Here is a 24222-nt window from a genome sequence, read left to right as displayed (position 1 = left end):
TTAAAAAATATGAGACACCCTATGAAAAATGTTGTTTTACTGGGACTTTCTATAGCTACAATTTTTTTGGGTGGATGTGCAACTGCACCAATATCAACCTCACTTGCAAAAACAACTCCTAAAGATCGAATTTTAGCTTATCAAGAGAAATTAGATGGTTATGCTGAGGTTGAGATTACGCGTGATACTGGATTTTTGGGGGGTGGTTGCTACTTGAGCGTTCTTTTTAGAAATGAAACTATTGGACGTTTCGACACTGGTGAGAAAGCAACATTTTATTTACCACCAGGGCAATGGGCAATGGCTGTAGCAAGTGATCCAGACGGCAGGGGATTATGTGCTGCAGCAGGGTTTAATCCAGCATTCGAACAACAAAATATCAAGTTGAATATTAAGAATATATTTCGTATTAGCTCAGGGCCATATCGTAGACCTAGATTATTACCATTATGATTGAGTGTAAGTAATGAAAAGATTATTATTAATAGGGGTTCTTTTGTTTTCAGGACTTGCTAATGCTGAAGCACCATTTGGATTAAAAACAGGAATGTCATTAACAGAAGTAAAAAGAATAGCAGGGGATCCAATAAAAATTAGTGATAATTATTATATGTTTACAAAAACTCCAAAGCCTGTTGCAGGTTTAAGTAGCTATGGCATGTTAATCACGCCAAAGTCAGGATTATGTAAGGTTGTAGGGGTGGGAAAAACTTTAAATACTAATGTATATGGTGATGCAATAAAGTCTGAATTTTTAGATTTAAAGAATCTATTAACAGCTAAGTATGGAAAACCAACAAGAGATTATGATTTTTTAAGAGCAGGTAGTATTTGGAAAGAACATAATGATTGGATGATGGGATTGTACAAAGAAGAAAGAACTTTGACTGCAATGTGGGGTGTTAATGAATCAAATGGCATTGAAGATTTAATGCTGAATGCGATTGCTGATAGTGGAAATACAGGTTATGTGACGATTACTTACGAGTTATCAAATATTAATAGCTGTTCAAAAGAAAGAAAATCCCGAGATGCAAGTGGTTTATAAATAAAAGCACCCTAAAGTTCTTATTATTGTTAATTGAAAAAACCCACCTAAGTGGGTTTTCCTACTTTCGCCTAATGTTTATCCAAATCACTTCTGTTAGTATGATTACAAGAACTAACAAAGTGGTTACATTATGAGAAAAGTAGTTTTGTTTTCATTTTTGGCCTTGTCTGGCTGTGCTCAAGAAGATCCAAATAGTAAGCCTGTTTATGGTAAAGACTTAGGTTTGCCTGCTAATTGTAGAGCTTATGTTCAGGTTGCTGTGGATGAATGGCGAAAGGGAACTTATGACACAGAAACAACGATGAATGCAATTGAGCGAAATTGTGGTGAGCATGGAGCGCTGTGGGATTACAAACCAAATTAATATTAAGTAATTATACAGAGACTAAAATGAGCAATCTTGCATCAACAGTTATTACTACTAAATTGTCATGCGGTAAATTTGTTTGCAATGAAGGTTCAATTAGTGGATCTAAGAAAATTTGCGGAAAATAAGCAATGGGATTAAATTTTAGAAAAAGCATTAAAATTATGCCTGGTGTTCGTGTGAATCTCACTAAAAAGGGAGTTTCAAGCGTATCTGTTGGGAAAAATGGTGCAAGAGTTAATGTAGGTAAAAAGGGCACAAGAACTACAGTTGGATTACCAGGAACAGGGCTATCCTATTCGTCTTATTCACCTAGAAATAAACAAAGTAAGGTGAAGACATCACTTTCTTCAGATCAAGACTCTAGAGATGCAGGATCATTTAAGGGAGTATTTAAATTTTTATTAATTTTAGCTGTCATCGTGTTCTTTCTTTACTTGATTTTTTAATGCTAGAGCCTTTTAGAAAGCATCGTAGGGTGCTTTAGTTACGAAGAATTATGTCGCAGTGCTATTGAACAAAAATGTAAAGATGTTAAATTATACTCAATGTTAAGATATTTATAGCTTATAGCTTATAGCTTATTGGTTAAAGGGAGGGAGTTCTTATGAAGATTAATTCTGATTACACATTTTCTCTTTATATCACTGGGATTAACTTATCAGAAATTAACCCTCTAGAATCCGCAAAACTATTAGAAGCATTATGCAAAATTGTGGGCGCTAAGAACTTAAAATGGGGTGATATTAGAGAAGGTTCAGCTGACTATGCTGTAAAATTTGATCCAGAATTTCTTGAAGAAAAAATTACGTACGCTCATAAATCTATTGCAGACCAAACAAATGCAATAAAAACAATTACTGATTTTCTTACAAAATACCCAACTGCTAAGTCAGAATTGAGATATAAAGATTCTTCAAATGAGAGCTATATTCATTTTTATGAATTTAAAAAGAAAGAAGAGGGATTTACATTTACTCAACTTGAAGTGATTCGAGGTCGAGTTATAGGTCTAAAAGAAGGGACTGATAAAACAGACCATATTCAAATTAAAACAATCACTGGAAATAATGTAAGTGTTGCTATATCACCAAATTTGTCTGCATCTTTAGGTGCTAAGTGGAGAACGGAACACCAATTAGAATTTACAGGTAAGGCTAAGTATAAATACAGAAGTTATGACGATTTAGAATTAGTGGAATTTATTGCTGATAGTATTGATGAAATTCCCGATGGGCGCCTTTCTGATTGGATAGAAGAATTTAAGAATGCTGGAGATAGTGGTTGGGATAAGTTTGACGACCCTATAGATGAATGGCTTACGGAGCGTCATGAGTGATTGTTGCTATTGATAATTGTATTTTAGTTTCTTTAGTGTCAGAAAGGGCAGTTTATAACAACCTTGAGACTTTTTTACATCAAAATAATGCAACCTTATTAATCCCAACACCAGTGATAGCCGAATTTATTGCTATTGACCATAACAATCGTCGCAATAAACTTTTAACAATTTCTCACAACAAAGTTTTAAATGGTGCTTTTGACAAGAAAACTGCATTTATTTGCGGGGAGCTAGCTAGTAAATTAGATAAAGAATTTTTACGCACTGATAAACAAAAAGTTAAAGTTGACCTACAAATTATTGCGATTGCTTTGGCTAACAATGCTGAAGTACTTTTATCAGAAGATAGAGGAATAATAAATGCTGTTAAAACATTAGAGTTGAATTTGAAGATATACAAAAGAGATGATCTTAAAATAGGATTGGATTTATTTGATAAACAATAGAAATTTATAATAATTATTACAAACCACCTTCGTGTGGTTTCTTTTTAAACCAATAATTAGTATCTTGAACTAAATACTAGAGATATATCATGAAAAGCTTATTTATAATTTTCTGCTTATTGGTTTCCAGTTTTTGTTTTGGAGCAGATTCTAAGGTTCAAGTTGAGCCAAGAACTGTAGATGAAAATATGATTATAAAATGGATGAAAAAACCGATATTTAGAATCAATAATGATGAGTTGAAAGGTTATGATAGATATCTTGTGGTGAGGATTGAGACGGATGTTAATGGTTTTGTTAAGGTTGCTGAAATAAATAAAAGCAGTGGGCTTCAGGATCTAGACAACAAGATAATCGAGGTCTTTAAAAAAGCAAAAATATTTGCAAAATATCCAAATGATAAAATCGAAAATTTTCCTATTCGCTTAACTCAACCAGTTGAATTGAGCGTATCAAGAGTTCCGGAATATGCTGAGTATCCAGAATTTAATTTTAAAAATACTGACTTAAAAGGAAGTAATAGAACTATAACATTGAGTGTAGAGGCTAATGAAAAAGGTAAATTAACCAAAGTTAAGGTTACTAAAAGCACTGGAATCCCTGCTTTAGATGAATATGTTTTAAGTGAGTTTTTCAAAAAAACAAGTTTTAAGCCTTTAGTCATCAATGGAAAGCCTCAGCGCATATCAACAACTGCAGATTTTAGGTTTAATTTAAGATCAGCAAGTGATTAATAGTCAGATACTTATTCAGCATTAAACTTAAAACCCACTCAACCGAGTGGGTTTTTTATTGGACCCAATTTATGAGCAATGAAAAATTTACATTTCCATGTGATCTAGTTGGAAACTCAAGCAAACAAAACTTCAATATTTTGACTTCAAAATTTGGTGATGGCTACGAACAGAATATCTCAGTAGGCATCAACAATAAAAGGGGGGAGTGGCCATACAAATTCACATCTACCAAGGAAGAGATTCTTCAAATCAAAGCTTTTTTTGATCGACATAAAGGGGCTGATTCATTTCTATGGAATTCTCCATTGGATGGAGAGGTGAGAGTTAAAACAGATACAAGCTATTCACCGAGTCAAGTGGGTGGAATGATCTGGACTATTTCCACAACCTTTACCCAAGTTTTTTACCCTTAAATCTAATTAACTTCACACCCCACTCGTTGGGGCTTTTTAGTGAGAAAAATATGACAATTCAAACTGGAAATTTAGGAACAGCACCGAGTGGTGCAGGCGGTGATACCTTTCGCTCATTTGCCGCCAAGATGAATGAAAACTTCACAAATAATACGCATGCTGCGAGTCGATTGGTTGGTACAGCTGCTGGCAATTTAACGGAAATAGGCTTGGATGGTTGGACAGCTGGATTAACTACCCCTGCTTATGCTGGTGGGGGTGGTATTCAAAGTTTAAGGAACGGTATATCAAACTGGATTAATAGTCGCTCTGTCTTGGTGATTAAAGGGGATCTGATATGTGCTGAATTAGCAGGAGACTTTCACTTGGGATATGCTAGGCAGCTAACCGATAAAAGTTCTCTGCTATTTGATTTGGCGTTTTAAAATCCAAACTCTTTTGAATTCTTCGCTGATTATAAAATAACACAATGTATTTTGTAATATCTGCTTTAGCTTCATCTCTGGTTTTATAGTTGCAATGATGCACTAATTCATTCTTGAGTATGCCCCAGAAACTTTCAATCGGTGCATTATCGTAACAGTCCCCACGTTTGCTCATTGAACCTTGAAAATCACATTTTTCCAGTATCTTTCGATATTCATGGCTGCAATATTGGCTGCCTCTGTCCGAATGAATAATTAAGCCTTTCGTTGGTTTTTGATTACGAATCGCCATAGTCAGTGCATTGCAAACAAGTTGTGCGGTCATACGCTCATTTAAGCTATAGCCAACCACTTGTTTCGTGTACAGGTCTTTTACTGCTGCCAAGTATAACCAACCTTCAGCAGTCCAAATGTATGTAATATCGCTTGACCATGCAAGATTGGGCTTAGTCATTGAAAACTGTTGCTCTAGTAAATTTGCGTAGATCGCTCGATTATGATCACTCTTCGTAGTTCTTTTGAAACGCTTATGACGCTTACAATACAGCTGGTTGAGCTTTTTTATTTGACGTACAGCATACGTACTGATTTTGATACCTTGCGCTTGTAAATGCTTAGTTAATCGAATATAGCCATAGCTTTGTTTAGTTTCCTCATGAGCTATTTTGACCAAAATTGTCTGTTGATTTCGCTGAACCAATCTTTTATTCATGCCTCGTTTTAGCCAATCATAAAATCGTGACACTGAAACGTGAAGTAATCTAGCCATAAAGCTAATCGGGAATAAATATCTTTGCTGTTTCATATAGGCGTACCTTACTGACTTTCTTTCGCAAAGTACGCTGCTGCCTTTTTTAGAAATTCACGTTCCATTTCAGCTGTTTTGAGCTGTTGTTTGAGCTTTTTATTTTCTTCGAGTAAGGCATTTAGATCAGGTGAATATTGTTTAGTGCCTGCTAAGGTGCCAGTCTTTGCTTTATTATTCCAATTTGAAAGAGTTTGCATTGAAATGCCAAGTTGTCTGGCTGTTTCCGATACATTGCCTTGATTGGCTTCAATCAATTTTATTGCTTCAACTTTAAATTCTGCGGTGTAAGTCTTCTGTTTCTTGCTCATGGTAAACTCCTGATGAGTGTCTATAGTTTACCAAGTTAAAACCTCCTGTTTTCTCAGCACACATCAATCAGCCATGGCGAGGTATTCATATAGGTTGTGCAAATAATGTCGGAAACCCTCGTGATTTATATATAATTTGTGGGAATGATACTGATAAGAATTGGGGGCCAAATTATTTAATTTATAATTCAGCGAATACCACGGTGGATAGTAATGGATTTATCAAAAAGGCTTCTCCTATTATCAAATTATTTTCAGATAAAATTGAAGTAAATGAAGAGGCTTATGAGCAAAATCCAGTTTTTGAAAAAGTCGATGTTGGTCACTATTTTTTAAAAAATACAGAAGGCTTTTCAGATGATGGTTGGTATATCGAAATGCCAAAGGATGCCAATGGTAATGTTTTGGTTGCGGTTCAATATCAACAGCTTGAAGATAACACCATCGAAGTTAAAACCTTTGCCAAAAAGTTTGATGAAGAAACAGGTGATATTGTTCCGAATTTTGAAAAGCCTCGAGATATACCTGCTGGTCGTTGGATCGATATTCGATTAAAGGAATTACCAAAACCTGAAATTGAAATCTCTAACACACCACCTGAATTTCAACCAACAAACTTAGCTCAAGCTGTTGCGGAGGCATTGAAAGATGACACTGAACAGTGATTTTCAAAAGCTGTACGTAGATGGATTAATCACATTATTTGAATTAGATGCCAGCGCTTTAGGTGCTGGCGTTTTACGTTTCCATGGTCATATTTCATATGAAGACTGGGAAAAGATTTACGGCTCGATAGGTTCAAATGGGCTGATTGGGTCTGATACTGGTTTGATCGGTAAAGTTTTTGATGTTGGTACAGATAAAGTTTGGCAGCGAAACATTATATTCAATGGACAGACTTTTGAGCCAATGGCGTTGCAAGTTAGTGGCTTGGAAATGCGAAGTGATGGAAAAGCCTCAGCACCGACACTCAGCATGGCAAATAATATCAAAGGTATTCAAGGTGCGGTAACTGCATATTGTTTACAGTTTGGTGATTTTGCTGGTGCAAAGATCAAAGTTATTACAACATTAGCCAAATATCTTGATGCTGAAAACTTTAGTGCTGGGAATACCAGTGCGAACTCAAGCGAGAAACGTGAGCAGATTTGGTTTATTGAACAAAAGACTTCCGAAAATGCTCAGCAAGTGACTTTTGAACTTTCTAATCCAGTGGATTTCGAAGGGCTAAAAATCCCTACACGGCAAATTTCAAACTACTGCAACTGGGAATATCGAAGTGAAGAGTGCGGATATATCGGATCTGCAATGTTTACTGAAAAAGATGAATCGACAGACAATCCAGCTTTAGATCGATGTAACTACCGAACATCAGGCTGTCGTTGCCGAGAGAATGAGCTTCATTTTGGTGGATTCCCTGCATCTTCGATGGTGTAAATATGAAATTAAATAAAAAACTAAAAGCAGCGATTCTATCTCATGCTGAACAATGTTTCCCCGCAGAATGTTGCGGGGTAATTGTTTCAGGTGATTACATTCCATGCCGCAATGTCGCTGAAAAAGGTCAGTTTCAAATTCATCATGAAGACTTGGCGAATGCTGAAGATCAAGGTGAGATTCAAGCCTATGTACATTCACATCCCAATGCTACAGCACGTGCTTCTGATTTAGATTTATTACAAATTGAACTTCATGAAATGCCATGGGTGATCTGTGCTTGGCCTGAAGTAGATTTTCAAGTCTATAAGCCATGTGGTTATAAAGCACCACTCATTGGTCGTGATTATCATCATGGATATCAAGATTGCTATTCAATTATTCGTGATTTTTATAATCGTGAGCTAGGTGTTCAGTTAATTGATTTCGAGCGTAAAGATGATTGGTGGAGTGATAAAGACCATAAATCCCTTTATCTAGAAAATTTAGACGCAGCTGGATTTTATGAGGTCAGTGAACCTCAGTATGGTGACATGTTGGTGTGTAATGTTGGCCGTACAGAACACCCGAATCATGCTGTGATTTGGTTGGGAGATCAGTGGCAATTAAAGTCAGAAGAAAGCACTAGTTGTTTTGGTGGACCATTAATCCTACATCACCCTTATGGTCGAAAGTCAGTGCGTGAAATTTTTGGGCAACAATGGCAAGAGCGTGTTGTAAAAATTGTGAGACATAAGAATGCTTAAAACGATCAAATTATATGGCGTACTGGGAAAGAAGTTTGGTAAGGAATTTAAGCTTGCTGTTGAAAGCACCCGTGAAGCTGTAAAAGCGCTATCAGTCCAAGTGCCCGGCTTTGAACAATTCATGCTAACCGCTCATGAACAAGGGCTTACCTTTGCTGTTTTTCAAGATGATGAAAATATCTCTGAGGATCAGATTGATTTTGAGACTGGCGCCAAAGTTATCAAGATTGTGCCTAAAGTCATTGGGGCTGGTGGTGACAGTGGGGTTCTAAATTTAGTTTTAGGGGTTGTGTTGATAGTTGCTGGCTATTTTACTTTTGGAGCAACAACTCCTTATGGTGCAGCATTGATTGGTGCAGGTATTGGAATGTCCATTGGTGGTATTGCACAAATGCTTACCCCAAAAGTTGATGCACAAGATCAAAACCAAGATGGAAATAAGTCTAACAAGGGATTTGGTGGAGCAGTCACCACAATCGCACAAGGCAATCCAGTTCCGATTCTTTATGGTCAGCGTGAGGTTGGTGGATTCATTGTAAATGCTGGTCAATTTGCAGTAGATACTTTTAGTTCTGCAGATGCTGGTTTCACAGGCGGTGGCAGCAGTGGTGGGAAGAAATAATTTAAGAATATAAGCGCATTAAGCGCTTTTTTATTGTGTGGGAAAAAGTATGCTTAGAACAGTAAAAGGCGCTAAAGGTGGCAGTCAAAGCCAAAGACAACCCAAAGTTGCAAATGATACCACCGCTTCAAAAACCTATGCACGTTTACAATACGGTATGAGTGAAGGAGAAGTTGAGGGCTTAGCAAATGGCTTTAAATCAATCTTCCTTGATGACACACCAGTTGAAAACGATAGTGGTGCAAGAAACTTTCAAGATGTCACTCTAGATTTTCGCTCAGGTACCAATGATCAGGCATACATGGAAGGTTTTGAAAGCATTGCTTCTGAAACTGCTGTTGGTGTTGAACTTAAAAGTGATACGCCTTGGGTTAAAGGGGTTACCAATCTTAATCTCGATGCCGTGATTGTAAGAGTGCGCTTTGGGGCTTTAAAACAGCAAGACCCAAGTAATGGCGATGTCTCAGGTATTGTTATTGATTACTTGATTGAAGTGCAGACTGATGGGGGATCATGGGAGTTAATGCTTGATACTCAAATGTCAGGAAAAACTTCAGCAAATTATGAACGTACCCATCGTATCGGCTTACCAAAAGCCAATAATAATTGGTTGATTCGAGTCACACGTAAAACACCGAATTCAAGCTCTGAATATGTCAGCGATAAGATGTATATTCAAGCCATTACTGAAGTTGTCGATCTTAAGCTGGCCTACCCAAATACTGCATTGATTGGCGTGCAATATGATGCTGAAACATTCTCAAATATTGCCAAAATTGCAGTTGATCTAAAGGGTGTAAAGATCAAAGTACCAAGCAACTATGATCCTGTAGGCCGTACTTATGTGGGGATTTGGGATGGTCTATTTAAGCGTGCTTATAGTAATAATCCAGCTTGGATTTACTACGATTTATGCACCAATAAGCGATATGCACTTGGCAACCGTTTAACCGAGCAAATGATTGATAAATGGTCGTTGTATCGTTTAGCACAATATTGTGATCAGCTGGTACCGAATGGCAAAGGTGGTCAAGAGCCACGGTTCACTTGTAATGTGTATATTCAAAGTGCCGAATCTGCTTTCGATATTTTAAGCAAACTTGCAGGTTTATTTCGTGCAATCAGTTATTGGGATGGCGCATCGATCGTATGTGAGGCTGATTTACCTCAAGATGCTATTTTTACATACACATCTGCCAATATTATTGATGGCGTTCTTGGTATCAATTACACCGGTACGCGTGCACGTGATCGGCATAATGCAGTCAAAGTTGCTTGGGATAATCCACAAAATCGCTATAAGACAGAATATGTTTTTGTGCGTGATGAAAAATCAATTGCAGAGGCTAAAGCAGTACGCTTATTAGAACTAGAGGCATGGGGCTGTACATCAGAAGGACAAGCACAACGTACTGGCCAATGGGCTTTAAAAACAGAACAACTCGAAACTCGAACTGTCACATTTAAAGTTGGGTTGGATGGCTATATTCCATTACCAGGTAAAGTGATTGAACTTGCTGATGAGTTGTTAGCTGGTCGTGCAAATGGTGGGCGTATTTCTTCAGTCAGTACTGATTTAAAACAAATCACCTTAGATCGTGATGATGTTGTATGCCGAGCTGGTGACCGTCTAGTTGTTAATGGCGAGAATGGAAAGGCACAAGCACGAGTTGTATCAAGTATTGCTGGTCGAGTTGTTAGTGTTGTGTCAGCATTTGATAGTGTTGCGCCTGAAAATGTATGGGTGATTGATGCACAAGATTTAGCGACGATGAAATTTCGTGTTACGTCAATTACCCAAGATGATGAACATCAATTCACAATAACTGGTTTGCAATACAATCCATTAAAATTTAATGCGATTGATCATGGTGCATTTATTGATGATCGACCGATATCAATTATCAATCCTACAACTCAAGATCCTGTTGAATCAGTCAGCATTTCCAGTGAGCAAATGGTTCAGCAAGGAATGTCTGTTGAAACCATGGTGATCAGTTGGCCACAAGCCCAAGGTGCAACCAAATACCAAGTTGAATGGCGTAAAGATAACGGCACATGGTTAAAGCTACCCTTAACTGGAAATAACTCAGCTGAGGTTGCTGGAATTTATGCAGGGCAATATGAAGCGCGAGTATTCGCGATCAGTGCTTTTGATATTTCGTCCTTGCCAACGTATTCAGTTTTGACAGAATTGAAAGGCAAGCAAGGAAAACCGCCAAAACTCGCCTACATTCATGCTGAAGGTATTTTATTTGGCATGAAATTAACCTGGTTGTTTCCTACTGTTGGTGCACTTGATACTGCCTATACCGAAATTGAAGTTTCACCAGATAGCACCTCAAATATTGCTCAACTTGGTTTGTTTGCTTATCCGACTACTGTTCACACCATTCAAGGTATACAGCCAAACTTACGTCAGTATTACCGTGGTCGTTTAATTGATCGTATTGGCAATGTGGGTGATTGGTCTGATTGGGTCAGTGGTGTGACTTCTGCAGATGCTTCTGATGTGCTTGAACTATTGAATGATCAAATCTCTGAAAGTCAGTTAAATCAGGATTTGAAAACTAAGATTGATCACATTGAAAATATTGATACTGATATTTCAGGTCTTAAGACATCTGTACAGCAAGCGAAAGAGTCAGCTCAAAAAGCAAATGATGATTTAGCAATGGAACGGACTGAGCGTATTGACTCAATCAATTCAACCACTTCAAAGATCAATACTGAAATACAGGATCGAAAAACTGCGATCAGTGCTTTGGAAGATGGATTAACAAAGCAAATTAAAACAGGTGATGATGCTGTTTTAGAAGTAGTGGATACAGTTAAAAAATCAAGTGACCAAGGTTTAGCGGCAGCACAATCAAGTATTAAGGTTGTTGCTGATGATTTGAAACTTACTGCAGAGAAGACTGATGGTGTTTATGCGCAACTAAATCCAAAATTGATTGGATCTACATCTGATCTGATCGGCAATGATCAAGGTTTTGCAGGGACTTGGTCACTCCAATCAGCAATGATTGAAGGTGATCTAGCCCTTAGTAAACGAGTTGATACAACAGTTGCGCAAATCAATGATGTACAGGCATTGGCACAGCAAGAAGTTCAAGCGCGTGTTGATGGAGATAAAGCGAATACAGTTGCTCTAAATAACTATATTTCGAGTAATAATTCAGCCTTGTCTTCAGTACAGCAAAAAGCTGAAACTGCTGTAACACAATCAACAGCAAACAGTAGTTCTATTGAGGCATTAGATAGTCGCGTTGATGTTGCTGAATCTGATGCATCAACTGCAAAAACTAATGCAGCCAGCGCATTAAGCAAAGCAAATACTGCGGTTACTGATTCAAGTGCGGCAGCATCTATGGCGCAACAAGCCAATGCAACCGCAACTTCCGCAAAAAATACAGCCGATAATGCATTAACCAATTCTGCAACTGCTTTATCAAAAGCTGATGTGGCTGTGACGAATGCAAGTTCTGCTGTATCGAAAGTGGATGCTGTAGAAGCGAAGCTAGGCAATTATGCGACGACTGGTGCACTAAGTACTGTTGAATCGAAAGTTGTTGATGTTGACAATAAATTGACAGCAACAACAACTAAGATCGACGGTGTTTATGCCCAAGTCAATCCACCGTTGATCGGCTCTGAATCTGATCTGATTGGTAATAGCAGTGGTTATGCTGGTGTGTGGTCTGAACAATCTGCAGGAATCGAAGCAGATATGGCGCAAGCCATTCGGACGGATACAGTCCAAACAGAATTGAATGGTAATAAAGCTGCCGTTCAAGAAGTTACACAATCTGTTAATGGTCTTTACGCGCAGAAATTTATCAAGCTTGATGTGAATGGGAAAATTGCAGGGTGGGGTGGCGCAAATAATGGTGTTGAATCTCAATTTATTTTAAATTTTGATTCATTCGCTATTGGTAGTGGAAATAGCACAGGTTATTACCCTTTTATATTTCGAACTACACCATTTACTGATCCTGTTACAGGAACTGTTTTCCCTGTCTCAGCTTATCTAAAAGCTGCAATGATGGATTACCAATCAGTGAATACATCTCATATTGTTGATTTATCTGTTAAGACGGCCAAGATTGATTCTTTGGCTGTGACAACTGCAAAAATTGACAATTTAGCTGTGACAGGGGGGAAAATAGCAAACCTTGCGGTAGATACGCTAAAGATCAAAGACAATGCTGTGACTGTTCCTGTTTCGGCATTTGCTGAAGCGAATCTGACCATTGGTACAAGTTATACCACTGTGCAAACTTTGGCTGTACCAGCAGATATGGGCCATACGATCTTAACTTTTGGATCTGTATTTAGCTTTGTGGGTTATACATCGAGTCAGCGTTTACTGTGTCGAGTACTCAAAAATGGATCTGTCATCTTTGAAGATTTAGAAGTGCATTTTATTGATTATGCTTCTGTTGGTACAACGACTCAAAACAGTGGGCAACATAATCACAGTATAACCGTCAATGTTAGTGGCTCAATGACCGATTCAGGAAGCCATTCGCATTCATTCAATGGTAATACCCAAAACTCAACAGCTGGAACAATTTCGGGTTCTTCACATAACCATAGTTACAATGGATCGACCAACACAACGGGTTCACATAGCCATAATTTAAGTTTGTCGGGAAGTGCATCAATGGGTTTAGACGGGATTCATAATCACAATGTTGAGATTAGAGGCAGTGCTCGAAGTGCAGGAACCTTAAATATTTCAAGACATGATTCCACATTGATTGCGGGAACGTTTGAGCTTCAATTGCGCTCAGATTCTGGCGGCAATGTGAATGTATCACAGCGTTATATTCACGCAATGACGATGAGGAAATAATGGCATATTTTGCAGTGTATTGTATCGAAACAGGTGTCATTCTAAATGTTGTTGAATGCCCTGAATTTTTAAAGCAAAGAATACATCTTGATCCTGGTCAGGATGTTTTTCAAATAGAGGACCAGATAGAGCAACAGCGATATCTTGTCAAAAATCAGCAGCTGGTTGAAAACCAATATTATTTGAATTGAAAGCACCTATAAAGGTGCTTTTTTATTTTCTGGAGAAATAGGTCATGGCTGAACCAGCAACATCAAGCACAGCATCATTCGGTTTAGCAACAAATTTAGCAGGGGGATCAATGGTTATATATGGGGGATTATCTACTACCGAATGGATGGCCGTTGTAGGGGGGATTTGTGCTGTAGTGGGTTTAATCATTCAGCTTTGGTCAGCATATCGCAAAGACCAGCGGGATCAGCAATTACACAATAAACGCATGCATGGGAAAGACTATGAACAAGACTAAATACATAGTAATAGGTTTAGCAGCTTCGGCTGCTTTTTTTACGTCATTAATAAAGTATGAGGGCTATGAGCCAAAACCATATTTAGACAGTGCAAAAGTTGCAACGATTGGTATCGGCTCCACTCAGTACGAAAATGGTACTAAAGTCAAAATGACTGATAAGCCGATTACCAAAGAACGTGCAGTACAAATTGCCAAGGCTCATATTACAAAGGATGAAGTAGCATTTCGCAAATCTTTATCAGGCGTAAAGCTTACTCAAACTGAATATGACGTATATCTCGACTTTGTTTACAACTATGGTCAAGCAAACTGGAATAGCTCATCAATGCTTCGTAATCTCAAAGCAGGGCAGTATAAGCAAGCTTGTTCATCTTTACTTAAATACAAATACGTTGCCAAGCGTGATTGCTCAATCCGATCTAATGGTTGCTATGGTGTTTGGACACGCCAACAAGATCGTTATAGCAAGTGTATGGGGGTGCAATGATGCAAGCATTCTTAGCGAAATTTTATGAAACCGTCATTATTATATTGGCGGTTTTTTTATTGTTGGCCATTACGGCTTTAGGTGTTCAGTCATGGCGTGTTTATCACTTCAAAAGTGAATACACATTATTGAATGCAAAATACAAAACTGAAGTTGCTGAAGTTAAAGCACTGGCAGAACAAGCAAAAGCATCTGCAGCACTCAAAGAAAAACAATGGTCTGAACAACAGTTAAAAGCGGAGCAAAACTATAATGCCAAAATTAAACAAATTGAGTCTGATAGTCGCCTTGCTAGTGCCAGCGCTGACAGCTTGTCAAAGCAACTCAAATTTGCAAACAGCCGTTTGTCCAGTGCTCCCACAAAAACCATCATTGAGTACACAAATACCAACAGTGACATACTCGAAAAGTGCGTCACTGAATATCGAACAGTGGCAGAAAAAGCTGATGGACACGCAGCTGATGCAGAAAAATTGATTGAAGCATGGCCTTTAAATTAAAAGCCATGCAAGTAGATTTATTAAGTGCTTTTCTCCACAACTTTGCAACTATCATTAATATTGTTGTTACTGCCTACAACAATACTTATTTTCTGACAGTTTTCCACCAATGGCACTGTAGTAAAATTAATTTTTTCACTACTACAACTGTTGTTTAAAATAGCCAAGCACAAAACCAAGCTAGTATGAATTATTTGTTTGTTAATTTTACGCATTAATTGAACCCTCAATTTTACATCATTTAGATTTACACCAGGGCTCAGATAACAAGAAATTTGACATACAAAAAAAGTATGCATATAATTTCTTAAGCGTTTCATACATCGATTATCTAGTCGGCAAAACTATATAATCAATTTCTAAGCCCTAAAGTTTAGAACACACAAATTTCCACCTACTTCTAAGTTTGGTGGTCTTTTGCGTTCATGTGTTTAAATATACTATATATTTTTTTAAAGCGCATCTAAGTTTTTGGTTTTGTTCAGATTCTATACATAGTTAATATTTTTTTATTTTTAATATTAATCACTTACAGTCAACAACTCATCCCAACTAAAACTTACTTAACTTTTATCATCCCATTCTTTGTAAAATAATTCTTAGATAGCATGTCTCGACTCATAGACCACTTACGATCTTTAAAGTAACACGGACCTACAGAAATCTTAGCTTTGCCGAATTTTGATTGAATATCTTCATAAGCCTGCATCAAGCTTTCATTCTCAATTCTAGTTTGATGATCTGAAAGCAAGTCGGGGATATGATTTGATTTCAGAATTAACTCTGAATAAAACACACCGCATTTCTTATATCTGATGTCTGGTTTATAAATTCTTTCCAATAGTAAGTAAGCAACTTCAACTAAATCTAAAATGCAATCAGTTGGCTCAGCGAACTTATAAGTCTGTGCTTTGCTGTAATAAGGTGCGGATGCATCAAATGGATTCGATTGAACAAAAGCAGTAATAACACCACATAGAAGTTTTTCTTTTCTCAAACGCCCAACTGCATCTTGTACATACTTCGACATTGCTTCTTTTAAGTCTTGCAGCTCTGTAATTTTCACACCAAATGATCTGCTTGCAACGATCTGCTGCTTTGGCTTTGGCTGGTCATCGATTGGCATACATGAAATACCTTGCAGCTCTAAAACTGTTCTCTGCATACAAACTGTAAACATCTTGCCCATAACTGGCGGATTTGCTTTCGACAGATCTAAAACAGTTTTAATCCCCATATCATTCAATTTCTTATTCTGCTTTCTACCCACACCCCATACTTCACCCACTTCAACAAGTGACCAGAAATAATCACGATATTTCGGGTCCATAGTTGCCAAGTCACATACCCCGTTAAAACGCTTTCCTTTCTTAGCCATGTGATTAGCGATTTTTGCTTCAGTCTTTGATCTTCCTATTCCAATAGAAACAGGTAATCCAATCCATTGTTGAATACGTTCGCGCATGCCTTGGCAGTACGCAACAAGATCATAGTTATGTTTAAAGCTTGTCAGATCTAGAAAGCATTCATCTATGCTGTAAATTTCTTGTTCATGTGGTGCGACATAACTTGCAAGTATCGAATGAAATCGACGTGACATTTCAGCATATATCGCATAGTTGCTTGAAAGTACTTGAACGTTATTTTTTTGGACTACATCCTTTATCTGAAATAGCGGAACACCCATTTTAATCCCCATTTGTTTAGCTTCATTGCTACGGGCAACTGCACACCCATCGTTATTTGAGAGTACGATGACTGGGAGGTTATTCAACTTGGGATTAAAGAAGCGTTCACACGAGACATAGCAATTATTGATATCAATAAGAGCAAATATCTTTTCTTCATGTTTCATTTAAAGTTCTTAATAACTTTGGTGACAACACCCCAAATTACAAGCTCTTGTTCATTGCGGGGGAGGATGGGTTTGTATTCAATGTTTTCAGGTTTAAGCCATACTGCGGGCAAATTTCTAAGATCACTTTCATTATGAAAAATATCAAACAATTCATCATGAGACATGCGGTTTGTAATCATCATTCTTTTCACGGTGAAATCATTGTCAATGAATGCGATAACGATGTCTTGATGCTGTGAGCGAATACTTCTATCGACAATTAAATAATCATTTATATCAATTCCGATATCTTTCATCGAAAGCGACTCAACTTGAACTATAAAAGTTGCTTCTTTATTAGAAATAAGAAGGTCATTCATGTCGACAGTTTTATCTATATAGTCTTCTGCCGGGGAGGGAAAACCTGCAGCAATTTTGTTTAAAACAAGTGGAATTGAATACTTTGTAATTGCTTGGAAAGATGAGATTTTTGATATATCAGATAGACATCTCGCTTTAGAAGAATGTGCTCTAATATCTATAACTTTAGAGTTCTTCAAGTGATCTAGACTTGCATCTTTAAGCTTTTGAAGTTTTGCTTTTGAGAAGCCTGTATTTAATTTAATATTCATAAAAAATATCACTTGAATAAGTTACGTATTCAAGATTTTAAATGTAATAGTTTTTAAATTCAAATTTAAAACATGTGGATAAACAGCATTTATTTAAAAAAGGTCACTTTGTTTTGTTGCTTCAGATGAGTGGTCACGTGGGAAAGTGACAAACTCATCACGCATTTCAAAAAAATATTCATGTGCATTTTCTTTATCAACATTCAGCCAATCTTTCCGATATTCTTCTGGTATGACTATGATCGATCTTTTCTCATCATTTGGTGCATGAAATTGCTTCATAAAAGGGTGGTTGTCAGAATTGATCGTAAGCATTGAAAATGATCTGACTTTTGAATCTTTAATTACAGCATCATCGTAGATTGCAGCAACTGTGAAAGGCTGGCCGTCTTCGCGTTTGATTGTGTACCAGTGGCTTTTACCATCAATGTATTTGGGTTCGTAAAATTCCTGTACAGGTACGAGACAAAATTTGCTGTATTTCCATGCGTGTCGAAAACTCGGCTTTTCAGCGACTGTTTCTGTTCGTGCATTATATGTATAGCTACTAAACTTGAAATCTTTAGCCCAACTCGGCAGCAATCCAAACTTACCGAAATCTAAATCAAAACCCTTCATGATTATGGGTGCGTGGTAACCCGGATAAATGTGTGATTTTAGATCCAGCTCTAACTGATCGACTTCGACATCAAGTAAGGCGAGGGCATCTTTGGTGGGAATTTCATAGTTTGAGCACATTTCTTATTCTCGACATGAAAAACTGAATGCTGTGTATAAATACCATATCCCTTATATTTATAGAATTCAGTGCCGATTTGTAGCGTTTGCTTAATGTAGAAGTAGAGCCAGTTTTTCATTTTAAACTTACCAACTATCAACGATATCAGTCCAGTCTTGAATCATTTTCCTTCTTTCATCCAAATTTTGAGCATGATTATAAGTACCACGTACAATATTTTTATCAACATGGGCAAGTTGCATTTCAATCCATTCTGAACTGTAATTTTTTTCATGCAAAATAGTGGATGCTGTGGCGCGGAAGTCGTGAGCTGTGCAATTCAAGCCCATTGTTTTTAAGGCCTGATTGATTGTACTTTTGTTCATTACTTTAGACTTATTAAAAACCGAACAAAACACATATTCATCGTTAGATTGGATTTTTTGGTTTTTAAGAATCTCAATCATCTGTCTACTTAAGGGAACCAAGTGCTGACGGTTCATCTTAATATTTCGCTCACCTGCAAGAAGTTGATCTCTAGATGCTGGTGGTATAACTATTAATTCTTTTTCAAAATCTACCCATTCCCATTTTAAGCGACAAATTTCAATGGATCTCAACATAGAGTACATGAGTAATCGAATCGAGTTTTTGACCATCTCTGTGCTTTTAGATTTAGATAGTGCAGCATTAAACTTTGCACGATCTTCCATAGATAAAGGCTGAGCAGTTTGTTTAGGTGGCTTTTCGACTGTTTGCCCCAGAGATATAGCAGGATTATCTTCACACCTTAAATTAGCGATGGCGTAATTAAATATAGAGTTCACATACTGTCTATTTCTAATTGCAGTTGTTTCACCCGTGCCATGATTCATCTGTTTGCTTATACGCGCGATAGTGTCCTTTTGCATTTTCAGAACATCATAAGGTGTAATGGATCGAATGCTTTTATGTCCAAAAGCAGGAAATAGATCCCTTTCAAAAGCTTTTTCTACATCGCGTCTAAATGACTCTGATCGCTTACTTTCCTTGGTGCTATACCACTCTAGTGCAATTTCTTTAAAGGTGGACTCAGCAGCAAGTTTAGCCCTTTCTTTTTCTTCTAATTTATACTTTGAAGGATCAATATTTTTATCAAGCAAAGCTTTCTGTTCATTTACTTTTTGTCTAGCTTGGGCAAGAGTTACAACAGGGTATTCTCCCAAACTTAGCATAGATGCCTTACCAAGAAATCTAAATCTATAACGCCACAATTTAGAGCCATTCGTACGCACTTCCAAGCACAAACCTGAATGATCTGCGACTCTATACATTTTATCTTTGGCTTTTAATTGCTTGATTTTAGTATCACTTAACATGCTTGTGAGTAACTTTATTAAAATAGCTGTTACTCACTATCTTACTCACAAACCCCATTAATGTCACTTAGACCTATTTAATGCAATTTTATAGAATGATGTTCTTTAAGGTTTTGATTAAACTGTCGTTTTTATTCTATTTAATAGTATTTTATGAAATTGCTTCTTTTCGATCATTAGAAGCATATTGATACTAACCTATAGAAATTAATCAATTTATTTTGTTTGATGGTTTTGGATACCCGTTAGGTTACCCGTTTTGAAAAAAGTACCTAGTTACAGCACAAAATATAAAAAGCCTGCTAGTGCAGGCTATGATATCAGATTCTTGTTTAAATTCTTCCACTTTTTGCTTTACATAGGACTCATACCAGAACACATCTTTTTCTGAAATTCGATTCGGCTGTTTGATATTTCCTTTCTTTATTTCAGAGTAAAATTTTTTCTGACCATATCCGCCCAGTCTTCAATATATTGACCACACATTTTTTCAAGTGATTTGCAGTTATTTCGGTTAAGAATCATTGGCTTTTATCTTGCTTGGACAAGCTACAGCATATCGGGTGTGCTTAATTGCTACAGATCAAATGGGGGAAGATTAACCTAATATTAATAAGCAACGGCAGTTGGCTTTAGGTGTTGAATCTTATAAATGGCAAATTGTGAAGGATGATCGTGTGCGTTTAGATCACCAACATAAGCATGATAAAAGCTTCCGTTGGGATGCACCGCCTAGTGGTGGACATCTTGGTGAAGCTATTTGCTGTCGGTGTGTAGTGTTGCCAAATTATGATGATATTTGGGTAGATTTACTGTATATTTTGTAAGGTCAATTTTGAATTTTACATAAAAAAGTTTAACTATGAATATTTACAAAAATCTTTTAGTTTCATCGACTATTTTTATTTCAATTTCTTGTTTTGCGATACCCGACTTTAAAGAAAAAGATATACAAACTAGAACGGAACCGCAACTTGATAAATTTCTAGGCAGGAAAATGGACTTTTCAAACGGCTTATTGTTTAAAGATGAAGTACTTTCTAATATTGAATTGGGCGATGACAGTAAAAGAGTTGTATTGAACAAAGATAAAATGGATGTAACTTTTTTTACAGATCCTAAAGATAATTTTAACAAAATCAAGGCGAATATTGGCTTAGATTTCTATGTTAATGATATTAAACAACCTGGTGAATATAACTTAAATTTACATTGCCCTGTAATTCAAGAAAAGTATATAGAAGATAAACTTTTACATAATGAACAGGTAAAAAATCATGAAAAAATATTAACGTATAATTTAATTTTTAACATCCTAGAGAGCAAAGTTGTGGATCAGGGTTCTTTCTCTTTCAGTTTTAGTCCTAATGATGTTAGCCTACTTAAAATAGAAGAGACAGACACTGATAAAGAGCAATTAAGATTGGAGCATACTTCACCAAATAAAGAACTTTTAAGGATGAATATCCTAAATATTTGCCAGTTTATTGATTTAGATTTGCAAATGTTAGATATAAGTAGGAATGTTAGAACTGAAATTATTCCCCTTAAATAAACTTGCATAATATTATCTTAAATCCTTAGATAATAGACTTCTTTCATAAATCACTTTTTACTCAGTTCTAAATTATAAATACCTGCAATCAAATTGAATCTTAAGCCAAGTCTTTTCCCTCTATTTCGATAACGCTCTGCAAGGATTTTGAAAGTTTTTAATGTACCAAATACATGTTCAATGACTCTTCTTCTTTTATTAATTTCTCGATTATATGTTTTTAGCAAAGGATCTAATTCACAACGTTTTTTAGCCTTGCACGGTAACAAGCTATTGGGATATATAGCATAAATCCCTTGATAACCTTTATCTGCAAGAATAAATGAATTTGTTGGGACTAAATGCAGATTGCGTTTGAACAGTTCAAAGTCATGTACAGCGCCTTTGCTCATGCATAAACTTAGTATTTGCTGAGTTTTACAATGAATGATCGCTTGCACCTTAAATGTGTGAGCCTTTTTCTTACCACTATAGCTTTTCTTCTGTTTTTTTAGGCCTTTGAATTGGAATTTCAGTGGCATCTACGATCACTACATTCCAGTCTATACCTTCACCTTCAGCGATTCATTGACCCTTTGACTGATCAGAAATATACGTTGAAGCATTTAAAAGAAATGGATGAAAAGACATTTATGGATTCAGAGCTTTAAGTATAATGTTGCTAAATATTTTTAAAGAATGGACAAAACTTAAATGAAATTAATAATTTCTTTCTTGGGATTTTTATTTATTACTAATAGTTTTGCAGGGTCAGTTCAGTCATTTGAAGATGAATACTACAGACTGCAAACTAAGTTTATTGAAGCTCAAACTAATAGTAATGACGTTTATAGGTATCCTGACGGGAGTATGGTTACCAAGGTTGAGGATAAAATCAAAATTCAAGCCTCTAGAGATTGTTTAACATGGAAAGCAGAAAGAGATTTTGATTTACATATTGTAAATAACTTTAAAGAGTATGAAGCTGCAAAAGAGAAAACATTTTTTATTAATGCTAGTAAAGATGAGTGGCTAGACAATTTAAAATATTTAAATGGAAAGATAAACAATCCAGAGAATAAATGTATTTAATCTCAAATTAGAGAATGCCGCCGAATGGTGGGTTTTTTGGACCCAATTTATGAGTAATGAAAAATTTACACATCTCTGTGATCTAGATGGAAATTTAGGTAAGCAAAACCTCAATATTTTGACTTCGAAATTCGGCTATGGCTACGAGCAAAGCAACTTAGTAAGGATCAACAATAGCAAGGAGATAGTGGTCATATCAGAGAACGTAAAGCAAAGATGAGACTATTCAAAACAAAGTCGTTTTTGATTAACATAAAGGTGCTGTTCGTTTCTTTGTAATTCTTCATTGGATGGAGAGGTGTGAAATTAATTGCTGTACTTCTATTTACTATTACGAACAGCCTTAGAGAGGGCAAAGTATTCTGTGTAGTTAAGTGTAGGGGCTAAAAAACCAGTTTTAAATTCTACATGCCATGCTTTGTATTTGTAACCTATAGGCTTCCATGGTGATGAGGTATTAGACCAATATTCACCATCTCCCAAACTAACCAACCAAAAGTGGGTTAGTGTGATTAACAGGTATTCACAATCTAAGTATCAGATGTATATCTTATATTCATAGCTACACTAAAAGTGTAGTTACAAGGGGTTGCATGATCGTCAGATCCTTAGTAATTTCAGTTGTGGTGATTTCCACCATACCTGGTTCTCAGAATCTGAGTACCACCTTCAATTTAATCAAATTGAATTGGCAGTCTTAATCTGGCAACAACTGCCTTGCCATTTACTTTCGGAATATCAAACTGCCAACGTTTAACCGCTGTAAGCGCCAACCAACTAAATTCATCATTATTCCCAGATACAATTTTAGGTAAAATCACCATACCATCCTGATCTAAATAAAATTCTAACATTACTTTTGATTTTTGTGATTTATCAGAACCTATAGGCATTTCAGGGTGTGGTGCATATAATGGTTTAGGTACCGAATCTAAATCTTTCAACTCATAGATTTTTGTTTTTCCACGCTCTAAATTAGCCAATATTTGAGTTGTTGAGTGGCTATTTGATGTATCTCTATTAAACTGATTAAAATTCTGTTCTTTTGTGATCACTGACCAACTATGTTTACCATCTTTTTTTGCAGGATAAAATTTCCATGACTGTAAAGAAGCCTTCGCAGCTAAGCCAAATGATGGCTCACTGGCTGAAAGCACATTGGCTTGACGCACATTTCCATCAGGATCTATAACTACATACACCTTAGCTTTACCAGTAGTTTTCGATTTAAGTAGCTCATAGGGATAAACTAAAGGGGCTGCTATACGAATCTGCGGTGCGACATCATACTGTAAATCTGCTGGAAGGTTTTTTGATGCAGCAGGGATTCTAAAAGGATCAACACCATTACTTAAACCTGCTGACACAGAAAATTCAATGGGTATTTTCACAAAGCCGCTTTGTGGCTTACCATTAATTTTTTCCGGTTCAAACAGTGCCCCCATGACAGCTTGAACAGCGGCACGTTCTAAATCGGGGTGTGGTGAATCCAGTACCTCAACTTCACTAACTCTGCCTGTTTCAGTAATTAATACTTTAAGCAGCACTTTACCCCTATTACCGAAATCGCTAAGATTTTTAGGGTAGGTGATTTTTGGTCTTTTTATGTACTTTATAGGGGTATTATTAGTGGATAAGGTTTGCATTACCCCAACATCTGGCAATGACTCTGTACTAGTAGTATTTGGTATTACTTCAGACCAACCTTCTATCGTCAACAGCAATAGTCCCAATAAATAAATTCTTTTTATTACCATCTTGATATCATCCATTTTTGTTTGAAAGTTAAACTTAAAATTATTAATGCATTTAATCTCATTGGATCAATAAAATTCACAGGATTATTCCCCAAATAGAAGTTTTATACATTTTCAAATTAATTTCATTTTACTACATCCATGGTCAATTTGATAAAAACAACGGGTCAGTTGCATAAAAATATCTAAGTAGCAAGCTCAACACTTGCTACTAGATCATTTAAGTTTCTAAAGAGTGATTCAGGCAGTACAATGATCAACGATTATTGTTTAAA

The 24222-nt window shown here is 36.5% G+C and carries 27 protein-coding genes and 3 pseudogenes; 22 read left to right on the top strand and 8 right to left on the bottom strand.

The genetic code is table 11. The features are described from left to right. Nucleotides 1–21: 21 nt before the first annotated feature. From MTO68_RS15235 to MTO68_RS15195, 9 genes are all read left to right on the top strand, one after another. On the top strand, nt 22–453 hold the full coding sequence (locus MTO68_RS15235) for a hypothetical protein (RefSeq protein WP_244013209.1): 432 nt from the start codon (nt 22–24) through the stop codon (nt 451–453). 13 nt (nt 454–466) lie between these two features. Further along, a complete protein-coding gene (locus tag MTO68_RS15230) occupies nt 467–1048 on the top strand; it encodes a hypothetical protein (protein ID WP_244013207.1) in 582 nt (193 codons plus the stop codon). 133 nt (nt 1049–1181) lie between these two features. Further along, entirely contained in the window at nt 1182–1415 is a 234-nt protein-coding gene (locus tag MTO68_RS15225; RefSeq protein WP_244013205.1) for a kynureninase, read from the top strand. Nucleotides 1416–1549: 134 nt separating this feature from the next. Then, nucleotides 1550–1867 carry a DUF4236 domain-containing protein gene (locus tag MTO68_RS15220; protein ID WP_244013203.1) on the top strand — a complete coding sequence of 106 codons (318 nt, stop codon included), beginning with the start codon at nt 1550–1552 and terminating at the stop codon, nt 1865–1867. A 158-nt stretch (nt 1868–2025) separates the two neighbouring features. Continuing rightward, a complete protein-coding gene (locus MTO68_RS15215) occupies nt 2026–2757 on the top strand; it encodes a hypothetical protein (RefSeq protein ID WP_244013201.1) in 732 nt (243 codons plus the stop codon). Further along, nucleotides 2754–3206, top strand: a complete 453-nt coding sequence (locus MTO68_RS15210) for a PIN domain-containing protein (RefSeq protein WP_244013199.1) — start codon at nt 2754–2756, stop codon at nt 3204–3206. The genes MTO68_RS15215 and MTO68_RS15210 overlap by 4 nt, the downstream gene beginning before the upstream one ends. Before the next feature lie 89 nt (nt 3207–3295). Continuing rightward, a complete protein-coding gene (locus MTO68_RS15205) occupies nt 3296–3940 on the top strand; it encodes a TonB family protein (RefSeq protein WP_244013198.1) in 645 nt (214 codons plus the stop codon). A 71-nt stretch (nt 3941–4011) separates the two neighbouring features. Next, nucleotides 4012–4356 (top strand): phage tail protein, encoded by a 345-nt coding sequence (locus tag MTO68_RS15200; protein ID WP_244013196.1) that lies wholly within the window; start codon nt 4012–4014, stop codon nt 4354–4356. A 50-nt stretch (nt 4357–4406) separates the two neighbouring features. Then, nucleotides 4407–4781 carry a hypothetical protein gene (locus tag MTO68_RS15195; RefSeq protein WP_244016017.1) on the top strand — a complete coding sequence of 125 codons (375 nt, stop codon included), beginning with the start codon at nt 4407–4409 and terminating at the stop codon, nt 4779–4781. Here MTO68_RS15195 and MTO68_RS15190 read toward each other — a convergent pair. Next, a protein-coding gene (locus MTO68_RS15190) for an IS3-like element ISAba21 family transposase (RefSeq protein ID WP_085947552.1) occupies nt 4732–5897 on the bottom strand; the annotation gives its coding sequence in 2 pieces (ribosomal slippage) (nt 4732–5639 and nt 5639–5897; 1167 coding nt in all). The genes MTO68_RS15195 and MTO68_RS15190 overlap by 50 nt on opposite strands. Nucleotides 5898–6100: 203 nt before the next feature. Here MTO68_RS15190 and MTO68_RS15185 point away from each other — a divergent pair. The 9 genes from MTO68_RS15185 to MTO68_RS15145 are packed head-to-tail and all read left to right on the top strand — an operon-like array spanning nt 6101 to nt 15019. After that, nucleotides 6101–6562: a hypothetical protein gene (locus MTO68_RS15185; protein ID WP_244013194.1), complete on the top strand. Its 462-nt coding sequence runs from the start codon at nt 6101–6103 to the stop codon at nt 6560–6562. Next, nucleotides 6546–7334 (top strand): phage minor tail protein L, encoded by a 789-nt coding sequence (locus MTO68_RS15180; protein WP_244013192.1) that lies wholly within the window; start codon nt 6546–6548, stop codon nt 7332–7334. Before MTO68_RS15185 ends, MTO68_RS15180 begins: the two co-directional genes overlap by 17 nt. Before the next feature lie 2 nt (nt 7335–7336). Further along, nucleotides 7337–8080 (top strand): C40 family peptidase, encoded by a 744-nt coding sequence (locus tag MTO68_RS15175; protein ID WP_244013190.1) that lies wholly within the window; start codon nt 7337–7339, stop codon nt 8078–8080. Continuing rightward, nucleotides 8073–8702: a tail assembly protein gene (locus MTO68_RS15170; protein WP_244013188.1), complete on the top strand. Its 630-nt coding sequence runs from the start codon at nt 8073–8075 to the stop codon at nt 8700–8702. Before MTO68_RS15175 ends, MTO68_RS15170 begins: the two co-directional genes overlap by 8 nt. Before the next feature lie 49 nt (nt 8703–8751). After that, a complete protein-coding gene (locus MTO68_RS15165) occupies nt 8752–13560 on the top strand; it encodes a phage tail protein (RefSeq protein WP_244013186.1) in 4809 nt (1602 codons plus the stop codon). After that, a complete protein-coding gene (locus MTO68_RS15160) occupies nt 13560–13751 on the top strand; it encodes a hypothetical protein (RefSeq protein ID WP_244013184.1) in 192 nt (63 codons plus the stop codon). The genes MTO68_RS15165 and MTO68_RS15160 overlap by 1 nt, the downstream gene beginning before the upstream one ends. Nucleotides 13752–13795: 44 nt before the next feature. Beyond that, the gene (locus MTO68_RS15155) at nt 13796–14029 is read left to right on the top strand and encodes a hypothetical protein (protein WP_034618350.1); all 234 of its coding nucleotides are present in this window, start codon (nt 13796–13798) and stop codon (nt 14027–14029) included. After that, nucleotides 14016–14519, top strand: coding sequence for a lysozyme (locus MTO68_RS15150; protein WP_244013182.1), 504 nt, complete (start codon nt 14016–14018; stop codon nt 14517–14519). Before MTO68_RS15155 ends, MTO68_RS15150 begins: the two co-directional genes overlap by 14 nt. Next, the gene (locus tag MTO68_RS15145; protein ID WP_244013180.1) at nt 14516–15019 is read left to right on the top strand and encodes a hypothetical protein; all 504 of its coding nucleotides are present in this window, start codon (nt 14516–14518) and stop codon (nt 15017–15019) included. Before MTO68_RS15150 ends, MTO68_RS15145 begins: the two co-directional genes overlap by 4 nt. Nucleotides 15020–15578: 559 nt before the next feature. Here the strand turns inward: MTO68_RS15145 and MTO68_RS15140 are convergent. From MTO68_RS15140 to MTO68_RS15120, 5 genes and pseudogenes are all read right to left on the bottom strand, one after another. Next, nucleotides 15579–16874 carry a Y-family DNA polymerase gene (locus MTO68_RS15140; RefSeq protein WP_244013178.1) on the bottom strand — a complete coding sequence of 432 codons (1296 nt, stop codon included), beginning with the start codon at nt 16872–16874 and terminating at the stop codon, nt 15579–15581. Further along, entirely contained in the window at nt 16871–17488 is a 618-nt protein-coding gene (umuD, locus tag MTO68_RS15135) for a translesion error-prone DNA polymerase V autoproteolytic subunit (protein WP_244013176.1), read from the bottom strand. Before umuD ends, MTO68_RS15140 begins: the two co-directional genes overlap by 4 nt. A gap of 93 nt (nt 17489–17581) precedes the next feature. Next, on the bottom strand, nt 17582–18226 hold the full coding sequence (locus MTO68_RS15130; protein ID WP_244013174.1) for an SOS response-associated peptidase family protein: 645 nt from the start codon (nt 18224–18226) through the stop codon (nt 17582–17584). A 126-nt stretch (nt 18227–18352) separates the two neighbouring features. Continuing rightward, nucleotides 18353–19564 carry a tyrosine-type recombinase/integrase gene (locus tag MTO68_RS15125; protein WP_244013172.1) on the bottom strand — a complete coding sequence of 404 codons (1212 nt, stop codon included), beginning with the start codon at nt 19562–19564 and terminating at the stop codon, nt 18353–18355. Nucleotides 19565–19871: 307 nt separating this feature from the next. Then, nucleotides 19872–20027, bottom strand: a pseudogene (locus MTO68_RS15120) (transcriptional regulator); the annotation flags it as partial. Nucleotides 20028–20103: 76 nt separating this feature from the next. Between MTO68_RS15120 and MTO68_RS15115 the strand changes: the two are divergent. Further along, a pseudogene (locus tag MTO68_RS15115) lies at nt 20104–20391 on the top strand (phage minor head protein); the annotation flags it as partial. A 35-nt stretch (nt 20392–20426) separates the two neighbouring features. Beyond that, entirely contained in the window at nt 20427–21119 is a 693-nt protein-coding gene (locus tag MTO68_RS15110) for a hypothetical protein (RefSeq protein ID WP_244013170.1), read from the top strand. A 50-nt stretch (nt 21120–21169) separates the two neighbouring features. Here the strand turns inward: MTO68_RS15110 and MTO68_RS15105 are convergent, their stop codons facing one another. Next, nucleotides 21170–21640, bottom strand: coding sequence for a transposase family protein (locus MTO68_RS15105; RefSeq protein WP_244013168.1), 471 nt, complete (start codon nt 21638–21640; stop codon nt 21170–21172). A 172-nt stretch (nt 21641–21812) separates the two neighbouring features. Between MTO68_RS15105 and MTO68_RS15100 the strand changes: the two genes are divergently transcribed. After that, nucleotides 21813–22190, top strand: a complete 378-nt coding sequence (locus tag MTO68_RS15100; protein ID WP_244013166.1) for a hypothetical protein — start codon at nt 21813–21815, stop codon at nt 22188–22190. Nucleotides 22191–22239: 49 nt separating this feature from the next. Further along, nucleotides 22240–22438, top strand: a pseudogene (locus MTO68_RS15095) (phage tail protein); the annotation flags it as partial. A gap of 426 nt (nt 22439–22864) precedes the next feature. On the opposite strand, the gene MTO68_RS15090 reads toward MTO68_RS15095, so the two are convergent. Next, the gene (locus MTO68_RS15090) at nt 22865–23962 is read right to left on the bottom strand and encodes a TonB family protein (protein WP_244013164.1); all 1098 of its coding nucleotides are present in this window, start codon (nt 23960–23962) and stop codon (nt 22865–22867) included. Nucleotides 23963–24222: the final 260 nt, after the last annotated feature.

Source organism: Acinetobacter sp. NyZ410, from assembly GCF_022828975.1.
GTDB lineage: Bacteria > Pseudomonadota > Gammaproteobacteria > Pseudomonadales > Moraxellaceae > Acinetobacter > Acinetobacter guillouiae.
The sequence above is the reverse complement of the archived record's forward strand: the minus strand, read 5'-3'. Positions and strand labels throughout refer to the sequence as shown.